Source organism: Polynucleobacter sp. MG-5-Ahmo-C2 (assembly GCF_018687735.1).
Lineage (GTDB): Bacteria > Pseudomonadota > Gammaproteobacteria > Burkholderiales > Burkholderiaceae > Polynucleobacter.
On the sequence record NZ_CP061304.1, the window covers coordinates 1691238 to 1703872 of the forward strand.

Annotated in this window: 14 protein-coding genes; 3 read left to right on the top strand and 11 right to left on the bottom strand. The window is 46.4% G+C overall.

Annotation, left to right across the window (positions count from 1 at the left end; translation table 11 throughout):
- Positions 1-11: 11 nt before the first annotated feature.
- Complete coding sequence (locus C2740_RS08660) at positions 12-1445, top strand: S41 family peptidase (RefSeq protein WP_215293276.1); 1434 nt, start codon at positions 12-14, stop codon at positions 1443-1445.
- 21 nt (positions 1446-1466) lie between these two features.
- Positions 1467-2219, top strand: a complete 753-nt coding sequence (locus C2740_RS08665) for a HesA/MoeB/ThiF family protein (RefSeq protein WP_215293277.1) — start codon at positions 1467-1469, stop codon at positions 2217-2219.
- Here the strand turns inward: C2740_RS08665 and ptsP are convergent.
- The 8 genes from ptsP to C2740_RS08705 all read right to left on the bottom strand — a co-directional run bounded on the left by ptsP (position 2216) and on the right by C2740_RS08705 (position 9859).
- Positions 2216-3970 (bottom strand): phosphoenolpyruvate--protein phosphotransferase, encoded by a 1755-nt coding sequence (ptsP, locus tag C2740_RS08670; RefSeq protein ID WP_215293279.1) that lies wholly within the window; start codon positions 3968-3970, stop codon positions 2216-2218. The two genes, C2740_RS08665 and ptsP, sit on opposite strands and share 4 nt — an antisense overlap.
- 3 nt (positions 3971-3973) lie before the next feature.
- A complete protein-coding gene (locus tag C2740_RS08675; protein WP_215293281.1) occupies positions 3974-4243 on the bottom strand; it encodes an HPr family phosphocarrier protein in 270 nt (89 codons plus the stop codon).
- 19 nt (positions 4244-4262) lie between these two features.
- Positions 4263-4685, bottom strand: coding sequence for a PTS sugar transporter subunit IIA (locus C2740_RS08680; RefSeq protein WP_215293282.1), 423 nt, complete (start codon positions 4683-4685; stop codon positions 4263-4265).
- A gap of 1 nt (position 4686) precedes the next feature.
- Positions 4687-5628, bottom strand: a complete 942-nt coding sequence (gene gshB, locus C2740_RS08685; protein ID WP_215293284.1) for a glutathione synthase — start codon at positions 5626-5628, stop codon at positions 4687-4689.
- Positions 5629-5643: 15 nt separating this feature from the next.
- Entirely contained in the window at positions 5644-6942 is a 1299-nt protein-coding gene (gshA, locus tag C2740_RS08690; protein ID WP_215293286.1) for a glutamate--cysteine ligase, read from the bottom strand.
- Between the two features lie 104 nt (positions 6943-7046).
- A complete protein-coding gene (locus tag C2740_RS08695; protein WP_215293287.1) occupies positions 7047-8531 on the bottom strand; it encodes an ammonium transporter in 1485 nt (494 codons plus the stop codon).
- A 13-nt stretch (positions 8532-8544) separates the two neighbouring features.
- Positions 8545-8883 carry a P-II family nitrogen regulator gene (locus tag C2740_RS08700; RefSeq protein ID WP_011903792.1) on the bottom strand — a complete coding sequence of 113 codons (339 nt, stop codon included), beginning with the start codon at positions 8881-8883 and terminating at the stop codon, positions 8545-8547.
- Between the two features lie 25 nt (positions 8884-8908).
- Positions 8909-9859 (bottom strand): TorF family putative porin, encoded by a 951-nt coding sequence (locus tag C2740_RS08705; protein WP_215293288.1) that lies wholly within the window; start codon positions 9857-9859, stop codon positions 8909-8911.
- Between the two features lie 263 nt (positions 9860-10122).
- On the opposite strand from C2740_RS08705, the gene C2740_RS08710 reads away from it, so the two are divergent.
- Entirely contained in the window at positions 10123-10380 is a 258-nt protein-coding gene (locus C2740_RS08710; protein ID WP_215293289.1) for an accessory factor UbiK family protein, read from the top strand.
- Between the two features lie 22 nt (positions 10381-10402).
- Here C2740_RS08710 and C2740_RS08715 read toward each other — a convergent pair whose 3' ends face one another.
- The 3 genes from C2740_RS08715 to lipB are packed head-to-tail and all read right to left on the bottom strand — an operon-like array spanning position 10403 to position 12627.
- Positions 10403-11014, bottom strand: a complete 612-nt coding sequence (locus C2740_RS08715; protein ID WP_251369638.1) for a hypothetical protein — start codon at positions 11012-11014, stop codon at positions 10403-10405.
- Entirely contained in the window at positions 10977-11987 is a 1011-nt protein-coding gene (lipA, locus tag C2740_RS08720) for a lipoyl synthase (RefSeq protein WP_215293290.1), read from the bottom strand. The genes C2740_RS08715 and lipA overlap by 38 nt, the downstream gene beginning before the upstream one ends.
- Positions 11974-12627, bottom strand: a complete 654-nt coding sequence (gene lipB / locus C2740_RS08725) for a lipoyl(octanoyl) transferase LipB (protein WP_215293291.1) — start codon at positions 12625-12627, stop codon at positions 11974-11976. Before lipB ends, lipA begins: the two co-directional genes overlap by 14 nt.
- Positions 12628-12635 lie beyond the last annotated feature (8 nt).

The window sequence follows — 12635 nt, forward strand, 5'->3', positions numbered from 1 at the left end:
AAAAAAGAAACATGCGCCAATTTCTAAAGAATTTCGCTCTCATTACAGTCGGCTTGATTGCTGGGGTAGCAGCCACCATTCAACTTTCAGCAACCGCTCAACAAGGTGCGCAACTGCCACTTGATGAGCTTCGCACACTCTCTAACGTCTTTGCGCAAATCAAGCGTGAGTACGTTGAACCGATTGAAGACAAGCAACTATTAACTGATGCTGTCAAGGGAATGGTTAGCAGCCTTGACCCGCACTCAACTTTTCTCGACAAAAAAGATTTTGCTGAAATGCAAGAGGCAACTTCAGGAAAGTTTGCTGGTCTCGGAATAGAAATCACCTCCGAAGATGGTGTTGTAAAGGTTCTCAATCCGATTGAAGACAGCCCTGCTGCACGTGCTGGATTACAGGCAGGCGACCTCATTACCCGCTTAGATGACAAGCCCGTACGCGGTATGTCGCTGGATAAAGCAGTGCGTACCATGCGCGGCACACCAGGTACTAAAATTACCTTAACCGTATATCGTAAGAGTGAAGAGCGCAGCTTTCCAGTCACTATTACTCGCGCAGAAATTAAAGTGCAGTCTGTCAAAGCCAAAATTCTGGATAACGACATTGCATGGGTTCGAGTAACGAGTTTCCAAGAGCGTACCGTCCCAGACCTCGCTAAAAAATTAACCGATTTAGCCACTCAAGACCCAAAACTCAAAGGCATCATTCTTGACCTCCGGAATAATGGTGGCGGCCTTCTGCAAGGCGCGGTTGGTGTGGCTGCAGCTTTTTTGCCTGCGGATGTGGTGGTGGTTTCCACTAAAGGTCAGGCGCCTGACTCTAAACAAGTATTTAATGCCACGCCAGCCATGTATCGCTTAAGTGAGCCCGGCGACCCATTAGCCGGTGTACCAGAGATTTTCAAGAAGTTACCAATGGTTGTCTTGGTTAATGCCTATTCAGCCTCTGCTTCTGAGATTGTTGCTGGCGCATTACAAGACTACAAACGCGCAACCATTATTGGTAAGACAACCTTTGGTAAGGGTTCCGTTCAGACTGTACGCCCACTGACCAATGACTCTGCCCTCAAGATCACAACCGCCTACTACTACACGCCAAGCGGAAAATCGATCCAGGCATTTGGTGTTAAACCTGATATCCCTGTGGATCAAAACAAAGATGGCGATCCAGACGATGTCCTTATTACTCGTGAAATTGATAGTGAAAAGCATCTACGCAATAAGCAATCTGCTGAAGACAAGCTGATTAAAGATCGTGAACAACGTCGCCTCGAAGAGTTACAGCGCATTGAAGACAAGAATGCGAAGAAAACTCCTGAAGAGAAAGAAAAAGATAAGAACAAAAAGCCGCCTGAACTTGGTAGTGCAGATGACTTCATGCTTTCACAGGCAGTTGCATTCATTAACGGTCAGCCGGTGAAGCGCTCTTCATCCAAGCTCGAGTAATTTTCATTTTCTGGCCCGCAGATGAATGATGAGCAGTTACTTCGATACTCAAGGCATTTACTGCTTGAAGAAATCGATGTTGGAGGCCAAGAAAAGCTTTTAGAATCTCATGCTCTAGTCATTGGTGCTGGCGGCCTTGGAAGTGCGGCAGCGCCATACCTAGCTGCTGCCGGTATTGGCCATATCACCCTGCTGGATCATGATCAAGTCGAGCTGACTAATCTACAACGCCAAATCATGCACACCGAACAAAATGTAGGTAAGAGTAAGGTCGATTCAGGAAAAGCGTTCTTGCAAAAATTAAACTCGGGTATTCATATTGAAACGATTGAGGCTAAAGCAACGTCGTCGCTCCTGGATGAATTATTGCCAAGCGTTGATGTCGTTTTAGATTGCACCGATAATTTTGCAACGCGCCACCTCATTAATGCTGGCTGTGTAAACCATCAAACTCCATTGGTTTCTGGATCGGCACTTCGCTTTGATGGACAGATCAGCGTATTTGACCCGCGCAATTCCACATCCCCCTGTTATGCCTGCGTCTTTTCACCCGATGAAAACTTTGAAGAAGTAAGTTGCTCTTCGATGGGAATTTTTTCACCGCTGGTAGGTATTGTTGGTGCAATGCAAGCGGCTCAAGCCATTCAAGTGCTAGCGGGTTTTGGAGAAGTCTTGATAGGGCGTATGTTGCTGTGGAATGCGCGCACTACCCAAGTAGATGAATTTAAAATCTCCCGCAATCCCGAATGCTCGGTTTGCGGCAAAGCGCATTAAGCCATCAGGCGCTCTAAAGCTTTAGCCTGGTCTTCCGGCTCATAAGCCTTCAAGACCCTTGGAACACGGGCCTTCAATAAACCCACGTTTGCTTTTAAGATTTCACGCTTAACCAATAGCAGCTGACTGAAGTGCATCGAAAAATCCGTCAATCCCAGGGCGAGTAACAATCTCGTCAAGGAAGGGTCTCCAGCCATCTCGCCACATACCGCAATGGGCACATCGGCGCGTTTCGCTTGCTCAATCACATTGGCCAGTAAATTTAAAATTGCTGGATGCAGCGGGTCATACAGATGGGCCACAGCATGATCAGCACGGTCGATTGCCAAGGTGTACTGAATTAAATCATTTGTGCCAATAGATAAAAAATCGAAACGATTGATAAATAGAGGTAGGACCAAAGCGGCGGCCGGGATTTCAATCATGGCGCCCACCTGAATATTGGCATTAAACGCCTGACCACGTTGATGAAGTTGTTGCTTCGCTTTTTCAATTAAGCGGAAAGTTTCATCAATCTCTTTGGCGTGAGCCAACATCGGAATCATGATGCGAGCTTGACCGTATGCAGAAGCCCGCAAGATCGCTCGCAACTGGGTTAAAAAGATTTCTGGCTCAGTTAAAGACCAACGAATTGCCCGCAAGCCCAATGGGGATGTACCCGTTTGAGATACATCACTACCACCAGCACCCAATGCTTTATCGGCACCAACGTCAATTGTTCTAATATTGACAGGCAGGCCATGCATCAAATCCACCACACGGCGGTACTCTAAAAATTGTTGCTCCTCGTCGGGCAGCGCTTGCTGGCGATCCATGAACAAAAACTCGGAGCGGAATAAACCAACACCGACGGCGCCTAATTTCACAGCTTGAATGGCGTCCTCAGGTAACTCAATGTTGGCAAATAACTCAATCTGAACGCGATCCGCTGTTTCAGTCTTAGCATGCTTGAGCTGCTGTAACTTACGAGCTTCTTTGATGCCCTGAGTTTGTAACTTGCGGTATTCCTCAAGCAACTTTTCATCTGGAGCTACGACTACAACCCCTTGCTCACCATCTAAGACCAACCAATCGCCATGGCGAATCATTTCGCTAGCATGGCGCACGCCTACTACCGCAGGAATCTCCATGCTACGAGCAACAATGGCGGTATGAGAGGTCTTGCCGCCGAGGTCCGTTACAAAACCAGTAAAGGCGAACTCCTTAAAGCGCAACATATCGTGAGGCGCAATATCGTGAGCCACGATAATCGAATCAACACCTAAATCACTCGGGGACATCATGTCAGTGCTATCGAGCGCATCTTTTTTCTGCGCATTTAAGGCTTTAATTACTCGCTCAGCTACTTGACGAATATCGTTGGCACGCTCTTTTAAATAAGGGTCTTCAATTTCAGAAAACTGCTCCAACAAATCATTTAGTTCAGTTGTGAGAGCCCAGGCAGCATTCATGCGCTGAGAGCGAATTAACATGATCGGCTTCTCGGCTAAGGCCGGATCAGCAAGAATCATGCCATGCACATCTAAGAACGCAGCCATTTCTTGTGGTGCATCTTTTGGGAGACCATCGCGTAGTTGGTTGAGCTCTTGGCGAACCTGATCAAAAGCATCTAGTAACTTTCGCGCCTCAGACTCTTCTTTGCCTGGCTCAACTAAATAGTGACTAACCTCTAATGCTGCATGAGAAATCAGTACGGCCTTGCCAATTGCAATCCCTTTTGATACCGGAATTCCGTGCAAGGCAAAAGTCATTTTTTACTCGCCTTCACCAAAGCGGTTATTGATTAATTCTGTCAGAGCTTGCATTGCCTCATCGGCCCGATCGCCAACTGTTTCGAGTGTTACTGTGCTGCCAATACCAGCCGCTAACATCATGACACCCATAATGCTCTTAGCATTGATTTGACGCCCATTGCGTGACAACAGTATTTCACACGGAAACTGCGCAGCCAATTGAGAGAGCTTGGCAGAAGCGCGAGCATGTAAGCCTAATTTATTAATGATTTCGATTTCTGCGACTGGCATTACGTGTGGGGCTCCTTAATTATTGTTCTTCAACCTTGGCACCTAGACGCAAGATCCCATGCTGACCTCCAGCAAGCGCCTTTTGTGCCAATTCCTCTAAACCTTCGCCACGATGAGTAATGCAGCGCATCAGCATTGGCAGATTTAAACCCGCAAGCACAATCACAGGGGCATTTAATCCTGATAAGGGACCAAGCGCTTCCAGCCTTGATGCTACGTTCGCTGGGGTTGCCCCCATCACATCAGTCAGAATGAGTACGCCACTCCCTGTATTCACTCCGTAAGCCGCCTTCATTACTCGATCAAAGCTGGCTTTGGTATCTTCATGAGGAGGTATATCAACTGCCCTTACGCGCTCAGGCACTACGCCATAGGTGTGCTCAGCAAATCCGAGCATTGCACTCGCAACTGGCGTGTGGGCAACAATGACAATTCCAACCATGTTATGACAATGCCTTCTCAAGCGCTTTTAAGAAAAACTGTGGAACATCAAACCCACTTTGCTCTGTAATTTCAACAAAGCAAGTAGGGCTAGTAACGTTGATTTCTGTAAGGTAACCACCGATTAAGTCTAGTCCAACCAAGAATAAACCACGCTGATTCAGAATAGGCGCCAGTCTTTCTGCAATCTTCTTTTCAGCATCTGTGAGAGGCATAGCAACGCCTTTACCTCCGGCTGCTAAATTACCGCGAATCTCGCTACCCTGCGGAATACGCGCCAAACTAAAGGGCACAACCTCGCCGCCGATTAACAATACCCGCTTGTCACCCTGGGCTATCTCTGGCAAAAAGCGCTGCACCATCAAGGTTCTAGCTCCGTTCTCACCAAGCGTTTCTACAATGCTGGCTAGATTTAAACCATCAGAACCCACGCGGAACACTCCCATACCGCCCATACCATCCAAGGGTTTAATCACGATATCGCGATGCGTCTGATGAAACGCTTCGACTGCACTGAGTTCACGAGTGACCAATGTCGGTGGAATGAGTTCCGGGAATTCAGTAATAGATAACTTTTCTGAGTGATCACGTACAGCTGCAGGATTATTAAATACTTTCGCACCCTGACGGACTGCAGCCGATAACAACCATGTCGTATTGAGATACTCAATATCAAATGGTGGATCGGTACGCATCAGCACTGCGGAAAACGACTTAAGCGAGCGTGACTCCATCACCCCAAGCTCAAACCATGATGTAGAGCTTGGCTTTACAAGCAGAGTTTGACAATCCGCCACAACGAGATCATCTCTCCATAAAATATTACGGCTCTGACAAAACCATAAACGATGGCCCAACTCCTGAGCGGCACGCATCATCGCCAAAGTAGAATCTTTTTTAAACTTAAAAGATTCAAGGGGATCAGCGATGAATAAAAAGTCCATAGTCTTCTAGATCAATTAGGCCGCTTCGGCATCTGGATCTGTGCGCTCAAGCTCCAATGAAGCCGCTAGCAAGGCTAGGCGCGCAACCACCCCATATAAATAGAACCGGTTTGGAGCTGCGCTACCAGGCTTAGCACTCATGTCTGGCATCGAGTTTTGCTCAAACGCCAGGGGCACAAAATGCATACCAGGCGCATTTAAGTTTTCATCTGGACCACGATCAGTATGAACCCGATAGAAGCCGCCAATGACGTAGCGATCAATCATATATACCACCGGCTCTGCGACTGCCTCGTTGACTTTCTCAAAGGTATAGACACCCTCTTGGATGAGAACATCGCTTACCTCCAGGCCCTCTTTAACCACGCTCATCTTATTGCGGTCTTTACGGTTCAAGCCTTTTAATTGTGAGGGATCATTAACCACCATGACACCCATGCCATAAGTACCAGCATCCGCTTTGACTACGACATAAGGCTTTTCTTTAATGCCGTATTCACGATATTTCTTGGCCGTCTTTTTCAGGACTTGCTCTACTGCAGCTTGTAATTCTTCCTCGCCCTTGCGCTCATGAAAATTCACATTCGAGCAACTTGCAAAATAAGGATTAATCATCCAGGAATCGATATCAACGACCTTAGCAAACTTTTTAGCAACCTCTTCATAAGCGGCAAAGTGATTCGACTTGCGACGTACGTGCCAACCTGCATGCAATCCAGGCAGCAAATACTGCTCATGCAAGTTTTCCAAAATCGGCGGAATCCCAGCAGACAAATCGTTGTTCAACAAAATAGAGCAAGGATCAAAATCTTTTAGGCCTAGGCGTTGCTTCTTGAGGCCTAAACGAGATAGGGGCTCCATTAATAGACGATTACCATCTGGCAACTCAATCCAGGTTGGCTTTTTAATCTCTTCCGAAAAAGTACCCAAGCGGACATTCAAGCCAGCTTGACGCAAGATAGAGGACAAACGCGCAATGTTTTGCAAATAGAAAGTATTGCGAGTATGGCGCTCCGGAATTAATAATAAATTTTTAGCTTCCGGGCAGATCTTTTCAATTGCAGCCATCGCCGCTTGAACTGCCAAGGGCAACATTTGAGGCGAGAGATTATTAAACCCGCCTGGGAAGAGATTGGTATCTACCGGGGCCAGCTTAAATCCTGAATTACGTAAATCAACTGAGCAGTAGAACGGCGGGGTATGTTCTTGCCATTCCAATCTGAACCAACGCTCAATAGTTGGGGTCGCTTCTAGAACCTTTGACTCTAATTCGAGCAAAGGACCGCTTAGGGCTGTGATGAGATGTGGAACCATTCCACCATTGTAAGATTATTAAAAGAAAGACGCGGGATCCTAGGATCCCGCGCTTAAAACCAGGCAGCGAATGAAAGCCGCCCAGTGAGGGGTAAATCTACAGATTAAGACTCGTAGGCAGACTCACCATGTGAGCTGATATCCAAGCCTTCGCGCTCTTCTTCTTCCTTCACACGCAAACCGATCACGATATCGATCAATTTGAATGCTATGTAAGAAACCACGCCAGACCAGATCAAAGTGGTAATCACACCTTGAGCCTGGATCCACAATTGGCTAGCAATAGAGTAGTCAGGAGCAACAGCATTTGCTACGTAATCCCAGATGCCAGAGCCGCCTAATGCTGGATCGGCAAATACACCGGTCAACAACGCACCAGAGATACCGCCTACGCCGTGTACACCGAATACATCTAAGCTGTCATCAGAGCCCAAGATTTTCTTGAGACCGGTAACACCCCAGAGGCAAACTACACCAGCAAATAGGCCGATTGCGATTGAACCCATTGGGCCAGCAAAACCAGCAGCAGGAGTAATAGCAACTAAACCAGCTACGCAACCAGAAGCAGCACCCAACATGGATGGCTTACCTTTGAGAACCCACTCAGCAACAGACCAGCCCAAAACAGCAGCAGCCGTAGCCAAATATGTATTCACGAAAGCCAATGCTGCGCTACCGTTTGCTTCGAGTGCAGAACCGGCATTGAAGCCAAACCAACCAAACCACAAGAGAGCGGCACCGGTCATTACATAGACTAAGTTGTGTGGCTTCATTGCTTCTTTACCGTAGCCAACACGCTTACCGATAACGTATGAACCTACCAAGCCGGCAACAGCAGCATTGATATGAACAACGGTACCGCCAGCAAAGTCGAGAACACCTTTTTGCCACAACCAACCAGCACGAGCAGTAATAGCCTCAAGTGATGCAGCATCTTTGATGTCATCAGGACCAGGCCAGAACCAAACCATGTGAGCGATTGGCAAGTAGCTAAATGTGAACCAAATGATCATGAATATCAAAATTGCAGAGAACTTAGCGCGCTCAGCAAAGGAACCAATGATCAAGCAGCAAGTAATGGTTGCGAACACTGCCTGGAAAGCCATGAACACAAACTCAGGAATCACAACACCTTTACTAAAGGTTGCTGCTACTGAGTCCGGAGTCATACCGCCCAAGAACAAACGATCAAGTCCGCCAACAAATGGCCCACCTTCTGTGAATGCAAAGCTATAGCCATAAATAGCCCACAGCACTGTAATCAAAGAGAACACCATGAAACATTGCATGCAGATCGACAGAATGTTTTTGCTACGTGTTAAACCACCGTAGAACAAAGCCAAACCAGGAAGCGTCATTAACAGCACTAATGCTGTACAGACCATCATCCATGCGGTGTCGGCTTTATTGCACTTTTCAGAGCAAAGAACAGGCGCAGGTTCTGCAGCAGCAGGAGTTGCGGCAGGAGCAGTAACTGCTGGTTTTTTAACTTCATCAGCATGCGCTGGCGAAGTAACAATCACACCAGTAGCACCAATAGCCAAAGCCATCACGCCGCCAGCTAGGAGTTTTTTCATCCAAGTTAACATTTTGAACCTCTCTTTAAAGTGCTGACGCGCCGGTTTCACCGGTACGAATACGAATGACGTGCTCAACTGGAGAGACAAAAATCTTGCCATCACCAATCTTGCCTGTACGTGCAGATTTTTCAATTGCTTCAATCGCACGCTCCAAGATGCCATCTTCAACAGCAGCTTCAATTTTTACCTTCGGCAAAAAGTCAACTACGTACTCAGCACCGCGATACAACTCGGTGTGACCTTTTTGACGACCGAAGCCTTTAACTTCAGTGACGGTGATGCCCGAAACTCCCACTTCCGAGAGAGCTTCGCGCACTTCGTCAAGCTTGAAGGGCTTGATGATTGCGGTAATTAATTTCATGTGTTTCTCCGTTCAGAGGTGGAAATTAGAAAGTTTTTGTCAAAGATACAACTGCGTTACCACGACCTTGGTTACCGTTAAGCGGCGTAGCGTATACATAAACGTTGCTAACCTTTTGTGCAGTAGTGCCAGTGTAATAAGCAGAACCGGACAAACCACCGCCAAAGTCTTTAGTCAAGCCCAACTTCCAATCAGCGTAGCTGAGGTTATAGGTGCCAGCTGGGCTAGACGTAGTTGCAGTCGCAGCAGCTTGAGTAATGTTATTGGGAACGTATTGGTAACCAGCATGGGCATTCAAAGTGATGCCGTAAAAACCAGTGTCGTAGTTTGCAGTCAAGTCTGGGTACATTGAACCAGCACTGTTATAGATTCCAAATAAATTGGTAGCTGCATATGAAACCTTCAAGAAGCCTGTTACAGGGCCAGCAGTAAAATTCTGCGCAGCATAGATTTCAGTTGTGCTTGGGTTGTAGCCCAAAAACTGACGGGACGAGACTGCACCAGCATTACTTAAAGTGGTCGCATTGCCAGCATATGTATAGTTAGGCAGGCCGGAGGTTGGGTAGTAGTACTGCAAAACACCAACGTCAGTAGCAAAACCTTCAGCAATCAGTTCCTTTTTGAAACCAGCGTAGAAGTCCATCTCAATTGGACCAGTCACTGAAGCACCTGGTGTAGTTTGCTTGTTGCCGTAACCATTTGCACCGTAGCTGTCACTAATCCAGGAAATAGATGAGTTCCAGTTGCCCACATAGAAACCGCTCTCATGCGCGTAGTCAAAGCCGCCTTGAATTGCTGGTTTGTTATTGGTTTGTGTCAAACCACGATAGATGTAGTTACTTGCAACAGTTACGTTTGCTGTAATTGGGCTCACTTCTGGGGCTGCAGCCTCTTCAGCAAAAGCTGCTGTCGTTGCTACACCTGATAACAACGCTACTGCTGCCGCAGAGATTGCTGTCTTGTGCAAAGTTTTCATGTAATGCTCCTTACTGGTTGTAATAAAAAATGGGTTGAATGCTTATTGCATGTAGCGATATTGATGGTTGGAACGTTCATTGATTTGTCACAAATCCCCCTATTGAGGCATTTGCACTTATTTGGTGCTTAAGATTGCACTATAGGTGTGAATTTTCACCTTTTAGAGCCATTTCTAGGAGATTTGCCCGTTTTTAGCCACACAACATAAAATATAAATGTGTATCTTTTAAGCAACTTTTCATAGAACTGCGAAACCACATCATGCAAAAACCCGGCGAAATCCTCGAACAAATTCAACGCATTGCTAGCGACATGCAAAGCAAAGTGGGTGATGCTATTCGGAATTCTCCAGCGCAAGAGATTGAAAAAAATGTGCGCGCAATGATGAATCAAGGTTTTCAGAAAATGGATTTGGTGACTCGCGAAGAGTTTGAGTTACAAACTAAAGTGCTAGCTAAGACTAGAGAAAAATTAGAGGCACTCGAAGCTAAAGTTGCAGCTTTAGAAAAAAATTCTTAAGTTTTTCTCTTATCTCTTAAGTTCACTCGGGATAAAACTCACTAAAGAAGTTTGTAAATTCTTCTTTAGCTAGAAGTACTTTTACATCGTCAGCGCTTGCGCTTGCATGTAATACCGACACCTGATAAATCCAAGAATCTCCATTGCTTGCTTGCCGCGTTATCCAGCGCACTCTCATCTGTTGTTGCTCTTTACCATTTAACTTAAAAGTGATGAAGTAATCAGTCGTTGGCAGCTTCTGCCGATTGTTTGCTCGATAACTTGCACGCTCTTCAGCTACTGCTCCACCAGATGCCTTAGCTCTCTCAAGCAAATTATTTTTAAGCTGCGTGATTATTTTTTCAGTTGCAGCAGCCTGATTGACTGGTACTTGTATTGCACTAATAGAGTAAATATCGTTATCGATTTTTACTGCCTCAAGAGTTTGATTAAGCTCTTGCTCTTGATAAGGAATGCGGCGCTCTAATTTATCTGGCTTTCCCGGAAATAGAGCGGTATATCTCTCTTGGGGTGATTGAACTGTGCGCCAATCTAACTTTGGGCTACAGGCCGCCAGCAAAATAATTACTGTTAGCAATACACTAGCCTTACAAGCTCTAAACAACTCCTGCTCCGTGAGCTTGCTGGTCAGCATGGTAGCTAGAACGCACCATTGCACCTACCGCTGCATGGGAGAAACCCATGGCATAGGCCTCTTCTTCAAACATCTTGAAAACATCAGGATGAACGTAGCGGCGCACTGGGAGGTGATGACCTGATGGTGCAAGATACTGACCAATCGTGAGCATATCGATATTGTGCTCACGCATATCGCGCATGACTTCTAGAATTTCTTCATCGGTTTCACCAAGACCCACCATCAAACCACTCTTTGTCGGAATATGGGGAAAGCGTTCTTTGAAATCTTTCAATAACTTTAGGGAGTGTAAATAATCTGCACCTGGTCTCGCTTCCTTATACAGGCGTGGAACAGTTTCTAAATTATGGTTCATCACATCTGGCAAACCATTAGGCGCATGCTCAGCAAAAATATCGAGTGCTTTATCAAGGCGACCACGGAAGTCTGGAACAAGCACTTCAATGCGAGTGTTAGGCGAGAGGTCGCGTGATTGAGAAATACAATCGACATAATGCATTGCACCGCCGTCGCGCAAATCATCACGATCCACACTAGTGATCACTACGTAATTCAGTTTCAAAGCCGCGATAGTGCGTGCCAAGTTAGCGGGCTCTTTTTGATCCAATGGATCTGGCCTACCGTGACCCACGTCACAAAATGGACAACGACGAGTGCACTTATCACCCATGATCATGAAGGTGGCAGTACCTTTACCGAAGCACTCACCAATATTGGGGCAGCTTGCTTCTTCGCAAACAGTAACCAACTCATTCTCGCGAAGAATCTTTTTAATCTCGTTAAATCGAGAATTGCCAGACGCCGCTTTTACCCGAATCCAATCCGGTTTTTTTAAGACCTCTGTCAAAGGAATGATCTTGATTGGAATGCGCGCAGTTTTCTCGCTCGACTTTTGCTTACGGGTAGCGTCGTAATTGAGGTCTTGACGAGACTCAATAGTCGTCTTGGTATCGGTCTTATTTGTAGTCATGTGACATCAGTTGCTTTTGTAAATGCTCCAAAAGCTTTTGGCTAATAGTGTCTATATTGTCCTTGATCCCAAGGGTTTGCATATTCACTGTCTTTAAGCCCTCATAGCCACAGGGGTGGATACGGCTAAAAGCCTCGAGATCAGTGGCCACATTAAGGGCTAGACCATGATATGAGCAGCTTTTAGAGACCTTGAGGCCCAAGGCGGCCACCTTAGCCCCAATCCACTCTGCTGGCACCCTGGACTGCTCTGAAACGTAAATACCAGGAGCGCCTGGATGCCGTTCTGAGGCAACCCCAAAATCTGCCAAGGTATCAATTACCGCTTGCTCAATACGAGAAACCAATTCTTTTACGAAGATGCCTAGGCGTTTCAGGTCAAGTAAGAGGTAAACAACGATCTGACCAGGGCCGTGATACGTAACCTCACCGCCACGATCAACCTGCACAAGCGGAATCTGATTACTAGGTGAATGCAAATTCTTCGCATCACCAGCAAGCCCCAAAGTAAATACCGGGGGGTGCTCCAGAACCCAAATTTCATCAGGTGTTGAGCTATTGCGCTCTTTAGTAAATGCTTTCATCGCCTCATATGTTGATGCGTAATCAGCTAAACCAAGGCGTTTTACTAAAGCAGACATTAAATCAA